The organism is Ruegeria aquimaris (assembly GCF_025751555.1).
Taxonomy (GTDB): Bacteria; Pseudomonadota; Alphaproteobacteria; order Rhodobacterales; family Rhodobacteraceae; genus Ruegeria_B; species Ruegeria_B aquimaris.
This window is the reverse complement of sequence record NZ_JAOWLB010000004.1, coordinates 257,334-275,383: the sequence shown is the minus strand read 5'-3', so window position 1 is coordinate 275,383 and position 18,050 is coordinate 257,334. Positions and strand designations below refer to the sequence as shown.

Genomic DNA, 18,050 nt, shown 5'->3' with positions numbered 1-18,050 from the left:
ATAGTCGGGAAAACCGGGTAAAGGCCGCAGGCCGCCGGTGGGCGAGGAGGAAAGCGAAGTCTTGAAACGGTCAAAGCCAACCCATGGAGCGGTTTATGTGCAGACCCTTGCGGCGGACCTGCTGAAACAGGGATATACCGCCCGCCAGGTGTTCGCGGGCACCGGGTTCGGCCCCGGCCTGCTGGAACAGAGCAAACCCGTCGCCCCGTTCGAGGATATCGCCGGGTTCTTCGAACATGCCGCCGCGCTGACCGGGGACGATGCCATTGGGTTTCGCATGGGCACCGTCAGAGAAATGCGCCGCATGGGCCTGATCCGATATGTCGGGATGTCCTCGCCCACCGTACGCACCGCGCTGATGAACATCGCCCGTTATCGGCGGGTCTTCTCGGATGCGGTTGAAATCGACGTGCAGCGACTGGACAGCGAGGGGCTGCTGCGATGGCATTTTGCCGTCCCGTCAAAGGTGCGGCGGCGGCAATTCGTCGAATTTGGCGCAGCGGGGCTGATCCAGGACCTGCGGCAGGCCAGCAATCGCCGCTTTTCCCTGGTCTCGGTGGATTTCTCGCACCCGCGCAAGACCCACCTGGCGGAGTTTGACCGGTTCTTTGGCTGCGCGGTCCGGTTCGGGCGGTCGGGCAACCAGGTGGTCTTCAGTCAGGAGGTTCTGGATACGCCGCTGGTGACGGCGGATGACGCGCTCTATTCGGTGCTGATCGACCATTGCGAACTGGTTCTGAAAGACAAGTCGCGCAACATGCCTGCCATCATCGTGGATGTGGAACGCGCGATTGCCGACCGGCTGGCCTCGGGCACCGCGGCGCAGGAAGAGATTGCGCGCGATCTTGGCATGAGTACCCGCACCCTGTCGCGACGGCTTGCCGAGGAGAAGACCACCTTTCAGAAGATCATGGAGCAGTTGCGGGCATCGCTGGCGTCCAGTTATCTCAGGGACAGCGACCTGTCCCTGGCTGAAATCGCGTTTCTGCTGGGCTATTCCGGGCTGAGCAGTTTCAGCGAGGCGTTCAAACGCTGGACTGGCCAGTCGCCGGGGCAATATCGCACCGGCTGAAAATCGCTCATCGGATTGGATTTGTTCCAATTGTGGCAACCTGTGCGGCACGGCGCCTTGAAAGGGGAAACGGCGATTCCCCATATTGATTAGCCATGAAACAACGACAATGACGGGTCTTTCCCGGGATTGGTTCAGACGAAATTTGGAAGATTCCAGCATTTTAGGCGCTTAGAAGTGGAAACAATCTGTTTACGCGGATTTCGTTAAAATTTATCGCGGAGCCGAGGTAATTTGATCGTGGCGGAAATGTGGCCGAACTTGGCCACGATCCTGACGGATTTGGGCGCGTAGGGCGCAAGACGATCCGGGTGGGAAGCCGCTGCGAGATCCGGGCGAGCTGCCTAGGCCCGGAGGAATGTAAAGAGTGTTTCGGCTTTGCCCTTCCGCGGCTTTCGTTGCGGTATGTGGCAGCCCTGATCCCTGTCGAAGAGGGGGGGGAAATGAAGGACTACATCCAAGAGGCGTCGCTTGCGGCCAGAGTGCCCGGCACATCGGGGGCGGCCGCGATCCCGGCCTATGCCGTCGCAAGCGGGCGGGGGGCCGCGGCGCCGCGCAGACCGATGGAGAACCTGGGGGGGCAGGTTGTCCGCAAGCCTGGCTGGTACGCGTCCTTTGGCAAGCGCGTCTTGGATGTGGCCTTCGTTTTCCTGTCCTTGCCGGTCTCCGCGATGATCGTGGCATTCTGCGCGCTGGCGCTGTGGCTGGAGGGGGGCAACCCGTTCTACTGGCAGGCGCGGCTGGGCCGGAACGGCAAGCAATACAAGATCGTCAAGCTGCGCACGATGGTGATGGACGCAGACGCGCGCCTGGCCCGGTTGCTCAAGGAAAACCCGCAGATGCGGGCGGAATGGGACGCGACCCAGAAGCTGAAGCAGGATCCGCGGATCACCCGGGTGGGCGGGTTTCTGCGCCGGACCTCGCTGGATGAGTTGCCGCAACTGTGGAATGTGCTGAAAGGCGAGATGAGCCTGGTCGGCCCGCGCCCGATGCTGCCCGAGCAGCTGCCGCTTTATGGCTGCGCCAAGGCTTATTTTTCGGTGCGCCCGGGCATTACCGGCCTTTGGCAGGTGTCGGACCGGAACAACTCGCGCTTTGACTATCGCGGCAAGCTGGATGCGGATTATGCCCGCGATCTGAGCTTTGGTTACGATCTGGCGCTGCTGCTGCGGACGACATCGGTGGTGGTGCGGCGCACCGGTTATTGAACGGTTAAGGTGAATTGGAAATCATCGATCAGGAGCTGGCAAATGGCGTATCATGACAAGAGACTGGCTCCGAAGTGGGACAAGGCTGCTGATATGCGCGATCAGGACGACGGCATGGACGACGATCGGACGGAAAACCGCCCGTTCCGGCGCAAGGCCGCGCTGATCGCCGAGGCACGCCGCCCGGCCAAGGTCGAGCCCGAGACCGTCGCGCCCCGGAGCCAGGCCAAGCCGGCACCGGAACCGGCAAAACGGCAGACCCTGCCGATGACCCTGCCGGAACCCTGGCTGCGGCTGCACCACACCTCGCTGGGGCTGCGCCTGCCGCAGAAGGGGCGGATGCCGCTGGTCAACCTGTTTCGAGGCGATCCCGCGGCCAAGGCCTTTGACGTGATGCGCACGCGTCTGCTTCAGACGCTCAAGGCAAAGGGCTGGACCCGGGTCGCCATCGCCGCCCCGACCGAAGGCTGTGGCGCGACCTTTACGGCGGTGAACCTGGCGCTGAGCATGGCGCGGGTTCCGGGCAGCCGGACAGTGCTGCTGGACATGAACATGCGCGACCCCGGTATTGCCGCCGCGCTGGATATGCCGGCAAGGGCCGACATGCGGGGCCTGCTGCGGGGCGAGACCTCGTATCTGGATCACCTGATACGCTGTGGCGACACGCTGGCCATCGGCCTGGGCGCCGGGCCGGTGCGCGACGCCTCGGAGCTGTTGCATTCGCAGACCGCCGGAGCGGTTCTGGACGAGATGCAGGCAGAGCTAAGCCCGGATGTGATCCTGTGCGACATGCCCGCGGTTCTGGCGCATGACGATCTGGCTGCCTTTGTCGACAGCGTCGATGGCGTGCTGCTGGTGGCGGACGGTACCATGACCACCTCCGAGCATGTCCGCCGATGTGAGCAGGTGCTGGGCGTGGATGTCCCGCTGCTGGGCGTTGTGCTGAACCGGGGGCGCGAGGCCGGTCAGGAAAACTACGTGGTTTGACCTTCGTTTTTGCAACCGGTTGCCATATTTTAGTCGGTATGCCGTGGTCTGTTCACTGGATCGGAGCAGGCAATTGGAACGAGTGAGACAGCAGGTATGGGGCCGATCTATTCGATCAGCGATGTGATCGACATGCTGCGCCGCAGGGCGCGGCTGATTCTTGGCGTGATCCTGCTGGGATCGGTGCTGTCGCTGATTGTGGCGATGAGTCGCCAGCACGAATACGAATCCTACGAAGTCATCCAGATCGCGCGCCCGGTGGTGTCGGACGAACTGGCGCGCAGCACGGTCGAGGGGTCCTCGGCCCGGCGCTTGCAGCTGATCCAGCAGATCCTGACCACGCGTGGCACCATGCTGGAGATTATCGAGAAATACGGGATCTATGACGATCTGCCGGGGCTCAAGCCGCAGGCCAAGGTGAACATGTTGCGCACGGCGGTGCGGATCGAGGGGACCGCGGCGGCGCGCGAGGGCTATTCCGACGATGGCGCGATTTCGGTTCTCAGCATCACCGCCCGGATGCCGACGCCGGAACTGGCGCAGCAGGTGGCGCATGAGTTCGGACAGCGCACCATCGAGTTGAGCAAACAGACCCGTATCGACAACGCGCGGGCAACGCTGACCTTCTTTGACGCGCAAAAGGCGGCGCTGGAGCAGGATATCGAAAGGCTCGACGCCGAGATCGAAGCCTATCGGGCCACCCATCAACTGAGCCTGCCGGGCGCGGTCGAGGCGCGGCGTGGCGAGATCAGCACGATCAACGACGGGCTGCTGGACATTGCGCGCGAGCGCATCCGGCTCGAACGCGCGATGGAACTGGCAAGCCAGAGCGAGCGGCCCGCCACCGCCGAGCGCCTGCGCAAGGATCTGAGCGAGCAACTGGCCACGCTGGATGCGCAGCGCGACCTGCTGGAGGAGCGCAAGACCGCGCTGGAGCGGCTGATCGAAAGCAGCCCCGAGGTGGAGCGCGCGCTGGGCGCCTATGACCGCAGCCTCGATCAGTTGCGCGACCAGCTGGCACAGGTGGTGAGCCGCCGCAACGAGGCCGAGATGGGGTTCCTGATCGAGGCCGAGCGTCAGGCGGAGCGCCTGACGGTGATCGAAGAAGCCGCCATACCCGACTATCCGGTGACCGAAAGCCGCAAGAAGCTGGCGCTTCTGGGGTTGGCGGGCAGTATTGGGGTGGCGCTGGCGCTGGCCTATGTGCTGGAATGGCGCAACCCGGTGATCCGCAGCGCCGACCAGATGGAGCGTGAACTGGGCTTTCGCCCGGTGGTGGTGGTGCCCTATCTTGATGCCAGCGCGCCGCGCCGATCGCTGTGGCAGCGCCTGACCCACCGGTTCCGCAGACCGCGCGCGCCTGCGGAATAGCACCGCAGGCCAAAAAACCTCAATACCCCGCCAGCAGGGCGATATCGGCCCAGTGCATCCACAGGATCAGGCCTGTGGCCAATACCCCGGTCAGCACTGCCACGATATCGTGGCGCACGTCCCAGGCCCCGTACTTGCGCGCCAGCCAGACCACCGCCGGATAGCTGGCGATGGTGGCCAGCGCCATAGACACGATGCCGCCGACCAGTCCGAAATACGCAAGCCCCAGCAGGATCCACAGGATCTGGAGCACCGCCCGCACCATCATCACGATGAAATACGACCGGCTGTCGCCCATGGCGAGCGCCACGTTGTCATAGGTCAGGATGACCAGCCGGGGGTAAAAGGACAGCGCGATCAGCGTGACCATCGGCCCGGCCAGCTGATAGCGCTCGTCATAGAGCAGCCCCACCAGCTGCGGCCCGATCGCGGCCATCAAGAGCAGCGCCAGCCCGATCGACAGGCTCATCCCGGCGCGCAGGCGGCTCAGGTGGCGGCGGTTGGTGGCGTTCTCGGCGGGCGGCTTGTCGCGGTAGACCGGGATCATGATGCGGCCGATCATCGACAGCCCCGCCATCATCGGAAAGCTGCCCAGAAAGTAGCCGATATTGTAGATCCCCAGCATGTCGATGCTGAGGTAGCGGCCCAGGATGGCGCGGTCGCCCTGGCTGATGACAAAGGTCAGCGCGGTGGAGAGAAAGATCCACTTGCCGAAATGGATCAGGTCATCGGCGGCGGCGCGCTCCCAGCGGAACCGGTTCACCGGGCCGGGCAGCAGGAAATGGGTCAGGATCAGCTTGGCCACAGCCGTGACTACGCCACCCAGCGCCAGCGCCATCACCGATTGGGTCAGTTCGGCATAGATCACCATGAAGCCGATGCCGATGACCTGACTTGCCAGGTCCAGCACGGTCAGGCGCCCGACCAGCAGGTGGCGGTGCGCGGTTTCGATCCGGGTCGGGAAGAAGCCCGACACCAGCAGCGCCAGCGCGCCCACCGGCAGGTATTTGACCAGGTCCGGCTCGTGGTAGAACCGGGCGACCGGGATCGTCAGCAGGCAGGCCACCGCAAACAGCATGCAGCCCCGGAATACCTGTATGGTCCAGGCGGTGTTGAGGAAATCGGGGTCGTCGCCGCGCGGGTTCTGTGCGATCGCGGGGCCGACGCCGACATCGGAAAACAGGCTGAGGCCGACGATGACGACGGTGACCAGGGTCATGATGCCAAAGGCCTCGGGGAAGAGCAGCCGCGTCATGATCAGGTTCGCCGCCAGCCGCAAGGCCTGGCTGCCGCCATAGCCCACCATCAGCCACGAGGCGCTGCGCAGGACGCGGGCCATCAGGCCGGAACCGCTGAAGGCGGAGAGAAGACGCGACATCTGGGATCCCTGCTGCTGGCCTTTGGCCCTTGTGGCGCCACGCTAGAAAGCGCGCCGCTTCGGGTCAATCGGAGCGGCAGCGCGCGACGCCCGCTTGTGGCGCCGGGTCCACAGGCGGGCAGCGGGTTCCGGCGGGCGGGTAGGCAGGCCGCCCGGCGCGCGGTACCTCTTGGCCAAGCCAACGCCGCAGGTCCCGCCGCCGTGACAATCGCATATGTTCTGAATACCTATCCGCAACCCTCGCACAGTTTCATCCGGCGCGAGGTGCAGGCGCTGGAGCGGCAGGGCGTGCCGGTCCAGCGGCTGGCGATGCGCCGCGCCGCGACGCCGCTGGTCGACGCGCGCGATCAGGCCGAGGCGGAGCGCACCGAATACGTGCTGGATCGCGGTGCCTTGGGGCTGGGGGCGGCACTGTTGCGCCGGTTCCTTGCGGCGCCGGGCCGCGGCTTCGCCGCTTTGCGGCTGGCGCTGCGCTGTGGCCGGGTATCCCCGGCGGGGCGGCTGAGGCACCTGATCTATCTGGGCGAGGCCGCCCATGTGGCAGAGCGCTGCCGTGCAGCCGGGGTCACCCATCTGCATGCTCATTTCGGTACCAATTCCGCGACTGTCGCCATGCTGGCCGAGGCGCTGGGCGGGCCGGGATTTTCCTTTACCGTGCACGGACCCGAGGAGTTCGACGCCCCGGCGGCGCTGTCCCTACCCGAGAAACTGGCGCGCGCCCGCTTTGCCGTGGGGGTCAGCCAGTTTGGCCGCAGCCAGCTGTGTCGCTGGACCGCGTTTGCGGGCTGGGACCGGTTGCGGGTGGTCCATTGCGGGATCGAGCCCGCGGCCTTTGCCGACCCGGTGCCGGTGCCGGGCGGGCCGCTGCGGCTGGTCGCGGTGGGCCGGTTTGTCGAGCAGAAGGGGCAGATGATCCTGCTTCAGGCGATGGCACGGTTGGTGCGGACCCATCCACAGGCGCATCTGGACCTGGTGGGCGATGGCGAAATGCGCGGCGATCTGGAGCGCGCAATTTCAGAGCTGGATCTGGGCGGCAATGTCACGCTCACCGGCTGGCTGGATCAGGAGGGGGTGCGCGCGGCGCTGGACGCCGCGCATGCGCTGGTGATGCCGAGTTTTGCTGAAGGCCTGCCGATGGTGGTGATGGAGGCGATGGCGGCGGCGCGTCCGGTGGTGGCCACCTATGTGGCTGGCACGCCCGAGCTGGTGCGGCCCGGCGAGACCGGCTGGCTGGTGCCTGCGGGCGATGTGGCGGCGCTGGCCGATGCATTGGCAGAGCTGGCCGAGACGGGGCAGGAGCGGCTGGACCAGATGGGACAGGCCGGTCGCGCGCGGGTGCTGGAGCGGCATGACATCGATACCGAGGCGGCGAAACTGGCGGGTTACTTTGAAAACGGCTGAGTTGCAGGTGCGCCAGCCTCAGCGACCGCGCGCCCAGCGATTACGCGCGCGAAAAAGCGGTGTTTTCACCGCCAATGCCACGGTGGCATAGACCGTGAACCCGACCGGGTCGCGCAGCATCCGACGGATCAGGCCGGACAGCCCCAGGCGGGGTGTGCCGTCATTTGCCGCCAGTTGCGGAAACAACGCCGCCACCTCGGCCACGCCTGCGTTCTGGCGGCGGCGCACCCGGACGAGATTGGCAAAGCCTTCGACCATCGGCCAGTCGTAGCCAGGTGCGACCCGCAGCCGTTCGGTGGGGGCAAAGCTGAGCCGCACAAAGGTGTCGTCCGAGATGATATCGGGCCAGCTCTTCCAGCGGGCACGCCCGGCAGAGTTCACCGCAAACAGGCCGAACCCCGGCACGCCGGTGGTGACAAAGGGCAGGGTCTGCCAGAACCGGCCGTAGGCGCGGGTGATCCAGCTGCGGGCCGGGGCGACGCGCGGCGCACCGCTGGCGTAGCGGGGCGCATCGGTGTCGAGCGCCGCCACCAGCGCCGCCATCAGACCGGGATCGACCCGCACATCGGCATCGAGATAGGCGCGCAGCGGCCCCTGTGCGGCGGCATCTCCGGCGTTGAGCGCACCGAGCTTGCCGCCCTCGGCTAGCTCCAGCACCGTCCAGCCCCAGCCCCGTTCCGCAGCCAGATCCGCAAGCGCGCGGGCGCGCGCTGCGGTGTCGTCGCTGCACCCGTTGGCGACCACCAGCGCCTCGCCCCGCCAGCCATCGGGCAGCGGGTCCGAGGCCAGAAGCGCGCGGGCGCAGGCGCCGATCCACTCGGCCTCGTCATGGGCCGGGATGATGACGCTGAGGTGCCGGGTCACCTGAGGAACTCCACCAGCGCGTCCCAGCGCGGGTTGGTGTCGTCGAGATGCCGCAGGTGCCCCCAACTGCCCCATTTGTTGGGCCGGTAGACATCGGCATAGGCGGTGAACAACTGCCCGCCCGCCGCATGCCAGCCCCGGATCAGATCGGAATAGAGATCGCCCATTTCCGGCGAATAGTTGAAATGGGTGAAAAAGGCGGTGATCTCCTCGTCGTCGATCAGCGGGCCCAGCCCCACCACGTGGCTGCCGCCCTCGTACATGATCAGGTCCAGCCCGTATTTTGCCGCCACGGCGGCGTGATAGGGCAGTTGGGTGCCAAGGTTCTGCGCCAGCGTATCGGTCGCGTCGCCGCTGGCCGCGCCGTCGCGCAGCTCGGCCCAGGCCAGCGAGGTGGCAAGGTCGAACCGGTGCTCGGCCACGTAAGCGTCGCGCTCGGACCCGGTCAGCCCTTTGGCCTCGGCCTGCGCCGCCGCTTCGGCGCGACTGTCGGCCAGCCACTGACGCAGCATCGGCAGGCGCTGTTCCCAGCCAAGCGTGCCGCCGAAATAGCCGGTCACGGCATAGGCGTCGAAATGGCGGGCGGGCGCGGCCCGGCCCGGTTCCTCGGCCACCCATGCGGGCGCGTCGAGGATCATCTCTTCCAGCCCGATCCAGCCGGTCTGTGTAGAGATCACCCGCAGCAACCGCGCCTCGGCCTGATCGCCATAGACCTCGGCCCAGATATCGGCCATCTCGACCGCGCGGGCGGCGTAATAGCTGACCCAGTGGTCCTTCTTGTTCCAGCGCGCGCGGGCCTGATCCTCGGCCCATTGCGCCTGGGTGAACTGCCAGTTCCAGACCTCGTTGGACAGTTCCACATAGGCGTGCTGTTCGATCCAGAGCGTGTCGCGCACGGTCTCGGCGAAGCGGCGGATATAGTCGTCATCGGCCAGGTGGGGCATGTTGAACCAGCCATCCGCGCCGGTGCGGTTCAGAAGGTCCACCATGATCTCGACTGGCACGCCTTTGACGGCCCAGGAGAAATCCGCTGGTTTCGGACGACCCTCCCAGGCCGATTGCTGCGAATTGTTGGTCTGCATCCAGTCCATGAAACGCAGGGCGCGAAAGCCCTGCAACCGGTCCAGCCAATCGGGATTGAACAGAGCGCCCGCATCATGGGCCGCAAGGTGCTCTTGCTTCACCACGGTGATGTTGCGCACATAGTCGCCGCCGCGATGGGTGCGCTGGATGCGGATATCGACCAGTCCGGGGCCGGGGGTATAGTCGAATTCGACCCGGTTCTTGCCATAGCGGATGTTTTCCGCCCGGCCCGAGACCTCGACGATGCCCTGGCCGTCAAAGCGCAGTACATAGCGCCCGGCGGCCGAGACCGCCTCGACCGGCAGGTCGGTCAGGATCAGCGTGCCGACCGAACCCAACTCGGGCGGGATCGCCTGCGGCCAGCCGTTTTCGTCCAGGTAGCCTGCCGCTTGCAAATCGTCATAGCTGGCGCCGCCGAACTGCCGGGGCAGGTGGCCGATCCAGGGGCGTGCGGTCTTGAAGACGTCGAGAAAGGGCTGCTGCACCGACCAGTCGTTGACCCCGGCCAGCCCGATGGCGAGGGCGACCGGCCCATCGGGTTCGGGCGGCGGAACATAGCCTTGCTCCAGCGCCGTGGCGGTCCCGGTTGCGGCGGCAACCGGCTCCGGTTCCGGTTCCGGCGCGACCGGAGCGGGCGGGGCGGGCGGTGTATTGGCCTGCACCGCCTCCCAGGCGATGGTTTGCAGGCGGGCTGCCTGCGCCGGGTTGGGCGCATCAAAGGCGCGGCCCCAGTGGTCTTTCAGCCGGTGCGGCAGGCCCACCGGGGTTTCCCCGGTCAGCGCCGCGTATTGCACCATGGTCAGAAAGTAGAAGCCGAGATCGTTGGGGTGGATGTCGTCATGAAACACCTGCGAAATGCGGTCGAGCCCCGGTACGGTGCCCTCGGCAATGGCGTCGGTCAGGGCCAGCATCGCCTGTCCGGCGGGCAAGAGCCGCATCGGCGGGGCACCGGTCGGGCGGGTTTCATTCACCCCGTCGACGATGGATTGCCAATGCGCCAGATCCTGTTCGATCCGGTTCCGCCAGGGGAATTCCGCCCCCGCATCATGCTCGATTCGGGCACCGCTGCCGGACCGCAAGTCGTGCCAGGTCTCTTGCAGGAACACCCGCGCCTGCGGGTTGGCCGTGATCGCAAGATCATAGTAGCGCCGGGCATAACCGACACTGTCGTTATACTGGATCTGGTTGGCCAGCGGGATCGCCTCGGTCAGGATCACGGCATCAAAGCCGCCGCCCGAGAGCGCCTCTCGCGCGTTCACGCCCTCGGCCTTGTCGCCGTTTTCCCAGTTGTAGGACAGCGGTGCGCCGTTGATGATCTGCGCCTCGACCCGGACACCGGTATCCTTGAGCACCGCCGACAGCATGTCGGGATTGGTCGGGCCGAACAGCGAATGGCCAATGAAAAGGACCCCGATCAGGGAGGCAATCCAGTTCATTGCGGAACTCCGGTCTTGGGATAGGAGGTGACGGTCTGCCAGACCACCTCCTGCATCAGGCGCGCGGCCTCGGGCGAGGGGGCACGGGCCGGGCTGCCGTCGGCCTTGAGCAATTCATGCGGCAGGCCCACGGGCGAGCGCTGATAGAGCACGGCGTAATGGGTCAGCGCCACCAGATAGTTGCCCAGATCGCCCATGTGGATCGGGTCGAGCTTGCCCTCGGGATCGATGCCAAAGAGCTGCTCGGCGCCGGTGAGGCCGCCGACACTACCGCGCGCCTCGATCTCGCGGACAAAGCGCGACAGCACCTGTCCGACCGGGATCACATGCGCGGGCTGGTCCGGGTTGCGGGCGAAATCCTGAAGCAGGATGCCGTTCTCCCACAGCTCGACCAGATCGCGGTCAAGCCGGTTGAGCCAGCCGTCAGGGTCGTCGAGCCAGTGCCAGGTCTCGTAGAGGAACACCCGTGTGTCCGGGCGCCCCTGCCGGGCCAGATCGGCCCATTTGGTGAAATAGTCGTCACTGTCGAGATATTTGATCGCATCCCTAAGTTCGAGCATCTCGGTCAGGATCACCGCGTCATACTCGCCCGAACCGATCGCCTCGGCCGCGGGCCGATAGCGGGGGTGGGCATTCATCACTTCGAACCCCTTGATCGGCTCGTCGCCTTCCCAATGGGCCTTCATCGGCGTGCCCCAGCCCAGCTGGCTGTCATAGCTGTGGCCCTGTGGCGCCAGCTGTTGCAGCATCGCGGGCATGTCATGGCCAACCAGGCTGTGGCCCAGGTGGAACACGGCCATCGGTCCGGTTGTCGGCGGCAAGGGTTGCGCATAGGCCTCGGCCACGACGGCGGGATCGGGCAGGCGTGGCCGCAGCCAGAACCACCACAAGGCCGCGGCCGCGAATCCCAGAACGAGAAGGATCAGAACGAACAATCGGGTCATGGTGGAAATCTAGGGCATGCGCGGGGCGATTTCACGCGGTCTCGGCGATTGCTGTGACAATCAGCCCATATCCGGTGGCAAAGCGCCCGCGCAGCATGTGGCCCTGCCGAAACCCGGGCACATCGGACTGGAATGTGGCGGCGAACCCTCCGTTCGCGGTATCCAGCGTGATGTGCAGCGTGTCAAAGCCGAACAGCGTCCGGCTGATGCGGTACTGCGCCTTGTAGGCGCATTCCTTGGCCGAAAAGATCAGCTTGGCCCAATGGCCGGGGTTGTCCTGCCCGGCCAGCCAGGCGGTCTCGGCCGGGGTGCAGATCGTGGGCATCAGGTCGGGGTCCAGCGGGCTGTCCTCTTCGAGGTCCAGAGCGAGCAGCCGCAGATCACCTTCCCAGGCAACGGCGGCAAGGCAGGCGGAGCCTGTATGGGTGATCGTCCCCAACAGGCCCGGCGGCCAGATCGGGGCGCGGTCGGCCCCCATCGGCACCGCCATGGCGGGCGCGCCCAACTCGCGCAGGGCGAGCCGGGTGGCCATCCGCCCGGCCGCGAATTCCCGGCGGCGCTTGTCCACCGCGCCGGGGATCGCGGCCAGTTCCTCGGCATAGACCTCGTAGTCGCGTGCAGGATCGGCCGCCGCAATGCCGGCCCCCCGGCCCAGCAGAGGCGAGGCGAGCAGCAACGCCTCGGTTGGGCCCGGTCCGCTCACCTGACCCGTTCCTGCCGGTTGGCGCGCATCGCGCGCCGCCGCGACATGGTGTCGGCCCGCTCGGCGGTGTCCACCACCGGCTGCGCCGGTTCCGCAGGAGCGGCGCCCTGCGACAGATGCGCGGCCAACCCCTTAAGCGTCGGAAAGCGGAAGATGTCGGTGATCGGCAGGGTCGGCACGTTCAGCGCCGCTCGGATCTCGCGATGCGCCTGTACCGCCAGCAGGGAATGCCCGCCAAGGGTAAAGAAGTTGTCCGACGGCCGGATGTCGCCCACGCCCAGGATCCGCGACCAGATCGCGGCGATCTGCGCCTCGGCTCCGCTCGGTGGCTCCGCGGGCGCCGCCTGCTCCTTGCGCGGCGGCACCGGTTCCGGCAGCGCCTTGCGGTCGATCTTCTTGTTCGGCGTCAGTGGAAAGGCGTCGAGCGTCACGATATGGGCGGGTACCATCACTTCGGTCAGGCGCGCGGCCAGATGCGTACGCAGCGCGGCATCCGACACCGGCCCGCCGGTGGTGACATAGCCCACCAGCCTTGTATCGCCGCCCATCTCGCGGGCGATCACCACCGCGCCGGTGACGCCGGGATAGGCCGCCATCGCCGCCTCGATCTCGCCCAGCTCGATCCGCTGGCCGCGGATCTTGACCTGATGGTCGGTGCGGCCAAGGAAGTCGAGCCGCCCGTCGGCGCGCCAGCGCACCAGATCGCCGGTGCGGTACATCTGCGGCGCGGCGGTCACGGTCAGCCCGGCCTCGGCCGCGAACGGGTCGCGCGGGAACCGCTCCTCGGTCAGGTCGCAGCGCTGCCAATAGCCGCGCGTCACGCCCTCGCCGCCGATGCACAGCTCGCCCGGCACACCGATCGGGCAGGGCTGACCGCCCGCGTCCAGCACATAGACGGCGGTATTGGCGATGGGTGTGCCGACATTCACCGTGCCCGAGGCGGCAGGCGCGACCGCCTCGCAGGTGGACCAGATCGTGGTCTCGGTCGGCCCGTACATGTTGAGGATGCGGGCGCCGGTCGCCTCGCGCAGATCCTCGACCAGATCGCCGGGCAGCGCCTCGCCCCCAAGCAGCAGGTGCTTCACCCGGCCAAGTGCCATGCGCGCCTCGTCATTCATGGCGATCATCCGCGCCATCGACGGCGTGCATTGCATATGCGTCACGCCGTGGCGCACGATCTGCGCGGCAAGCGAGAAATCATCCTCGGCCAGCGCGCTGGGCGCGCGCACCCGCCTCAGAACCTCGGCCAGCGGTTTCAGTCCCTCCAGCACCACGGCGGGATCAATGCCATAATCGATGAGGCAGGCGACCTCATCCACGCCGATGCGCTTGAGCTGTTCGACGCGGGCCACGGCGTCGCTGATGGTTCCGAACAACCCTGAATCCTCGAAATACCGCTCAAAGGCGAAATCGAGGATCGCCTCCAGCTCGTCGCCGCTGAGCACGCCCAGGTCCATTTCAAAGGCGTTGGTCACGCCCTTGGGTTTCTTGAAGGCGGGGAAGGCCCAGGCATATTGCTTGATCAGCCCGGCGGCCGACCGCAGGTAGTCCTTCATCGGTTCGCGCGCGACACGTGCGGCCTCATCACGGGTATCGGCCAGATAGGTGTGCAGCATCAGCGTCACCTTGAAATCGGCCGGGTCATGGCCCGCCTCGCGCAGGGCGGCGTGATAGATGCGGATCTTGTCGGCCACCTCGTCGATGCTCTGGCCCAGAAGGTGGGTCAGGACGTTGGCGCCGATGGACCCGGCCTCGCGCCAGGTTTCCGGGTTGCCCGCCGTGGTGACCCAGAGCGGCAGTTCCTTCGATACCGGGCGCGGCTGGGTGACGACCGAATGCATGCTGCCATCGGCCTTGGGAAACTCCACCGCCTCGCCGCGCCAGAGCCTGCGCAGGGTTTCGATGGTCTCGAACATGGCGGGCTTGTTGCGGGGCGGGGTGTTTTCCGGGCGCAGGATGAAATCGTCAGGCTGCCAGCCCGAGGCGATGCCAAGCGCCGCGCGCCCGCCGGTCAGGTTGTCGATCACCGCCCATTCCTCGGCGATGCGGGCGGGATGGTGCAGCGGAGCGACGCAGGAGCCTGCGCGCACGCTGAGATTTTTCGTCACCGCGGCCACCGCCGCGCCAGTAACGGAGGGGTTCGGATAGGGGCCGCCAAAGGCGTGGAAATGGCGTTCCGGCGTCCAGACCGCGTTGAACCCGTGTGCATCGGCGAATTTCGCGCCTTCGAGCAGCAGTTCGTATTTCTTCGGCCCCGGCCCGTCGTCATTGCCCCAATACATCAGGTTGAAGTCGATCGGCCGGTCGCTGACCGCGATCGGGCCTTTCGACACTTCGGCGCGGTTCTCGTCCGAACTCAGCACCACCTTGAAGCCGCGCGCCAGCGTCCAGAACAGCTCCAGCACCGAGATGTCGAAGCTGAGCGAGGTGACCGCCAGCCAGACACCGCCATTGGCATGGTCGATGCGGTCGTCCATCCCGGTGAAGAAGTTCACCACGTTGCGGTGTTCGACCATCACCCCCTTGGGCGTGCCGGTCGAACCCGAAGTATAGATCACATAGGCCAGGTCATCGGCGGTGGCGCCGCCATCGACGGGTTCCGCGCGCGCCTCCGCCAGCTTGCCGAGGTCGAGAACATGGGCATCGGTCGCGGGCAGGCTGGATTTGCGCGCGCCACTTGTCACGATCACCGCCGCGCGGCTGTCGCTGACGTAGTGCGCGATGCGGTCGGCCGGATAGGCCGGGTCCAGCGGCACATAGGCGCCGCCCGCCTTGAGCACGCCAAGTGCGGCGATCAGCAACTCGGGCGAGCGGTCCAGATAGACCCCCACATGGCTGCCGGGCGCGACACCCAGGTCGCGCAGCCGGGCGGCGACAGCGTTGGCACGGGCGTCGAGCGCGGCATAGGTCAGGCTCTGGCCCTCGAACACCAGCGCTGTTGCCTCGGGCGTGCGCAGGGCTTGCGCCTCGAACGCCTGATGCACGGTCAGGGTGCGGTCATAGTCGCGTGCGGTGCGGTTCCAGTCGCTCAGCATGGTCGAGCGTTCGGAGGCGGGCAGGACGGTCAGATCCGCCACCTTGTCCAGGTCGCCGGCGCGGGTCAGCGCATACATCACGGTTTCCAGGCGCCGGGCCAGGATCTCGACCGCCTTGGGGTCGAGCCGGGTGGTGTCGGCATGCAGCGTCGCGGTGCCCTGCTCGATCAACAGGGTAAGAATCGCACCGGGAACCGGTGCCCCGCCGTCCACCGCCAGCGCCACCGGCGGCACCGGGTAGCGGCCGATGCGCGGGTCGCGCAGCGGCAGGTCGGCGGGCTGCGCACCTTTGCTGCGCGCGCCCGCCAATCCTTCGGCGGTAAGCTTCAGCGTCTCTGCAACCGATGCGCCCTCGGTCAGGCGCAGCGGTACCCAGCCCGCCAGATAGCCACCGGCAGCAGCCTTGGTTATGGCGCCGGTGGTCAGGGCGATATCGCCGAACTCTTCGCCGCTGCTGCGCAGCGCCCAGATCAGCGCCGCGGCAGCCAGCCGGTCCTCGCCCAGCCCATGCGGCACCGAGATGCGGTGGGCGGCAACCGGTCCGGCAGGGCCGGCCCCCGCCAGCGGCACCGGCAGCGGGCGCAGCCCGGCAAGCCGCTTGCGCCAGTGCCGTTCGGCGGGCAGCGCCGCCGTCAGCGCGGCGGCGAGCGCCTGCGCCTCGGCGGCGGAAGGTGAAGCGAGCCGGTCGCCCGGCTTGGCCATCTGTGTCAGGTCAACCGGCGCTCCGTCCAGCCCGCGCAGCCCGCCAAGCACCAGATCGCCCTCGCCCGTCGCCACGGTCAGGGTATCGGTGGACACCGCTTGTACCGTGCCCGGCAGCGCGCCCGAGCGACCCTCGGCGCGGGCCGAGGATACCGCCAGAACCTGTTCCGCGACCGCGATCTTGGCGCAGGTCAGCGGGTTGGCATAATCGCCGAAATCAAGCGCGCGCACCAGCGCGGCCAGCGCCGCGGCGGGTTTGGTGAAATCCAGCCGCCCGGCGGCGGCTGGCCGGTCATCGCGTCCGAAATAGCTGCGCTGGCTCAGGTCCTGCGCCTGCCTTTCCAGCCCCTGTTCCAGCTGGTCGGCCACCCGCGCGAAACTGTCGAGCGCCGCGCCGTAGCATTTCGAGTTCAGCGAGAACGCGGTCTCGTCCGGGTCGATGTCGAACATCTGCTGGGCCAGGATGTCGCCCTCGTCGATGCCGCCCTCGATCAGGTGCCAGGTCACGCCATAACTGGTCTCGCCCGCCATCAGCGCCCAGGCCGGGGCATTGAGCCCGGCATAGCGCGGCAGCGGCCCGTCGTGGAAATTCACCGCGCCTTTGGCGGGCAGGGCCAGCACCGCATCCGGAATGACCGAGAGATTGGCGATGGACAAGAGCCAGTCGAAGCCCCCCGGAGCGATTTCGGCCAGATCGGCGACCCGCGCGCCCTGCGGCAGGCCCTTGCTCCGGGCCCAGTTTCGGATCTCGTCATCGGCGGAGATCACGGCGGCAATCCGGTGCCCGCGGTCGAGCAGCATTTCGCTGCATCCGATCAGCAGGGACTCGTTACCGATCACGACATGGGTCAAACTCATCTGCTGTCCTCCGGAAGAGCGGCGGCGGGCGCCGGGGCCGCAAATGTGCGGCCCAGCGCGCGACGCGCGGCATGGGCGATCAGGTCGGTCAGGAAACCGTCCGGATCGGAACTTGGTTTGGGGCGGATCAATTGGCGCAACCGCCAGAGAAGGGTGCCCGCGATCAAGGCCAGGGTGGTCCAGACCGTATAGGCCCGGCCGTGGTTCTTGAGAAAATAGTGCAGTCGGGAATCGAACCAGTATTGCGGCATGCGGTTCCAGCGCCGCATCCCGGTGCTGGCCGATCCGATATGGATCACGCCCGCATCCGGCAGGTACCAGGTCTCCCAGCCGACCAAAGCGGCGCGGCGGCAGAGGTCGGTTTCCTCGAAATAGAGAAAGAAGGTTTCGTCGAACCCGCCGGTGGCCTCGATCACCTCGCGCCGGATCATCAGGCTCGCGCCCGAGGCCCAGTCCACCCGGATGCGGCTCCGGGGCAGCGGCATGGGCACGATCCGGTTGCGCAGCAGGCGAGATATGGGGCCGGTGCGGGCGGCGGCCTCGAACTCCCCCGCCGCCGTCGGAAACCGGAACGCGGTTTGATGCGGGTCGTGGTCTTCGCCGCGCACCGCGCTGGCGGCAAACCCCGCCTTGGGAGTCGCGACCAGGAAATCGCGCAGCTTCAGGATGCAGCCCGGATCGGGCCAGGCGTCGGAATTCAGAAGATAGTAGAAATCGGGCGCCGACCCATCCGAAAGCCCGGCCCGCATGCCAAAATTCATGCCCGCGCCGAAGCCGCCGTTGCGGCCGCTTTCCACAATGCGGAGCCTGCCATCCCGGTCCCAACCGCGCGCTGCGGCCTCCTGTTGCAACCGTTCCACCGACCCGTCGTCAGAGGCATTGTCCACGACGATCACCTCTCCGGGCAGGTCCTGCATCTCGCGCAGGGCCGCCTCGCAGGCCCGGACCGTCAGGTCCGGGGTGCGGTAGTTGAGGATAACCGTGAGGACGGTCGGTTCGGTCATGCGC

At 66.9% G+C, this 18,050-nt stretch carries 12 protein-coding genes; 5 read left to right on the top strand and 7 right to left on the bottom strand.

The genetic code is table 11. The features are described from left to right. Positions 1–61: 61 nt before the first annotated feature. The 4 genes from OE747_RS08480 (at position 62) to OE747_RS08465 (ending at position 4,638) form a co-directional block, all read left to right on the top strand. A complete protein-coding gene (locus OE747_RS08480; protein ID WP_263828169.1) occupies positions 62–1,072 on the top strand; it encodes an AraC family transcriptional regulator in 1,011 nt (336 codons plus the stop codon). A gap of 443 nt (positions 1,073–1,515) precedes the next feature. Then, positions 1,516–2,280 (top strand): sugar transferase, encoded by a 765-nt coding sequence (locus OE747_RS08475; protein WP_263828168.1) that lies wholly within the window; start codon positions 1,516–1,518, stop codon positions 2,278–2,280. A 42-nt stretch (positions 2,281–2,322) separates the two neighbouring features. Beyond that, positions 2,323–3,267 (top strand): CpsD/CapB family tyrosine-protein kinase, encoded by a 945-nt coding sequence (locus tag OE747_RS08470; RefSeq protein ID WP_263828167.1) that lies wholly within the window; start codon positions 2,323–2,325, stop codon positions 3,265–3,267. A 96-nt stretch (positions 3,268–3,363) separates the two neighbouring features. Next, entirely contained in the window at positions 3,364–4,638 is a 1,275-nt protein-coding gene (locus OE747_RS08465; RefSeq protein WP_263828166.1) for a GumC family protein, read from the top strand. Positions 4,639–4,657: 19 nt separating this feature from the next. Here OE747_RS08465 and OE747_RS08460 read toward each other — a convergent pair whose 3' ends face one another. Beyond that, the gene (locus OE747_RS08460; RefSeq protein ID WP_263828165.1) at positions 4,658–6,016 is read right to left on the bottom strand and encodes an oligosaccharide flippase family protein; all 1,359 of its coding nucleotides are present in this window, start codon (positions 6,014–6,016) and stop codon (positions 4,658–4,660) included. A gap of 201 nt (positions 6,017–6,217) precedes the next feature. Here OE747_RS08460 and OE747_RS08455 point away from each other — a divergent pair, with 201 nt between their 5' ends. Next, on the top strand, positions 6,218–7,417 hold the full coding sequence (locus OE747_RS08455) for a glycosyltransferase family 4 protein (RefSeq protein ID WP_263828164.1): 1,200 nt from the start codon (positions 6,218–6,220) through the stop codon (positions 7,415–7,417). A gap of 18 nt (positions 7,418–7,435) precedes the next feature. Here the strand turns inward: OE747_RS08455 and OE747_RS08450 are convergent, their stop codons facing one another. From OE747_RS08450 to OE747_RS08425, 6 genes are read right to left on the bottom strand one after another with little or no spacing between them, the layout of a single operon-like run. Then, a complete protein-coding gene (locus OE747_RS08450; protein WP_263828163.1) occupies positions 7,436–8,281 on the bottom strand; it encodes a glycosyltransferase in 846 nt (281 codons plus the stop codon). Next, complete coding sequence (locus OE747_RS08445; protein WP_263828162.1) at positions 8,278–10,800, bottom strand: hypothetical protein; 2,523 nt, start codon at positions 10,798–10,800, stop codon at positions 8,278–8,280. The genes OE747_RS08450 and OE747_RS08445 overlap by 4 nt, the downstream gene beginning before the upstream one ends. After that, positions 10,797–11,744, bottom strand: coding sequence for a hypothetical protein (locus tag OE747_RS08440; RefSeq protein ID WP_263828161.1), 948 nt, complete (start codon positions 11,742–11,744; stop codon positions 10,797–10,799). Before OE747_RS08440 ends, OE747_RS08445 begins: the two co-directional genes overlap by 4 nt. A 31-nt stretch (positions 11,745–11,775) precedes the next feature. Next, entirely contained in the window at positions 11,776–12,447 is a 672-nt protein-coding gene (locus OE747_RS08435) for a 4'-phosphopantetheinyl transferase family protein (protein WP_263828160.1), read from the bottom strand. Continuing rightward, complete coding sequence (locus OE747_RS08430) at positions 12,444–17,042, bottom strand: MupA/Atu3671 family FMN-dependent luciferase-like monooxygenase (RefSeq protein WP_263828159.1); 4,599 nt, start codon at positions 17,040–17,042, stop codon at positions 12,444–12,446. The genes OE747_RS08435 and OE747_RS08430 overlap by 4 nt, the downstream gene beginning before the upstream one ends. Further along, positions 17,039–18,046 (bottom strand): glycosyltransferase family 2 protein, encoded by a 1,008-nt coding sequence (locus tag OE747_RS08425; RefSeq protein WP_263828158.1) that lies wholly within the window; start codon positions 18,044–18,046, stop codon positions 17,039–17,041. Before OE747_RS08425 ends, OE747_RS08430 begins: the two co-directional genes overlap by 4 nt. Between the last annotated feature and the right edge of the window lie 4 nt (positions 18,047–18,050).

Coding starts and splice junctions, on each gene's coding strand:
- OE747_RS08475 (WP_263828168.1), top strand. CDS start 1,516: ATGAAGGACTACATCCAAGAGGCGTCGCTTGCGGCCAGAGTGCCCGGC.
- OE747_RS08470 (WP_263828167.1), top strand. CDS start 2,323: ATGGCGTATCATGACAAGAGACTGGCTCCGAAGTGGGACAAGGCTGCT.
- OE747_RS08465 (WP_263828166.1), top strand. CDS start 3,364: ATGGGGCCGATCTATTCGATCAGCGATGTGATCGACATGCTGCGCCGC.
- OE747_RS08460 (WP_263828165.1), bottom strand. CDS start 6,016: ATGTCGCGTCTTCTCTCCGCCTTCAGCGGTTCCGGCCTGATGGCCCGC.
- OE747_RS08445 (WP_263828162.1), bottom strand. CDS start 10,800: ATGAACTGGATTGCCTCCCTGATCGGGGTCCTTTTCATTGGCCATTCG.
- OE747_RS08440 (WP_263828161.1), bottom strand. CDS start 11,744: ATGACCCGATTGTTCGTTCTGATCCTTCTCGTTCTGGGATTCGCGGCC.
- OE747_RS08430 (WP_263828159.1), bottom strand. CDS start 17,042: ATGAGTTTGACCCATGTCGTGATCGGTAACGAGTCCCTGCTGATCGGA.
- OE747_RS08425 (WP_263828158.1), bottom strand. CDS start 18,046: ATGACCGAACCGACCGTCCTCACGGTTATCCTCAACTACCGCACCCCG.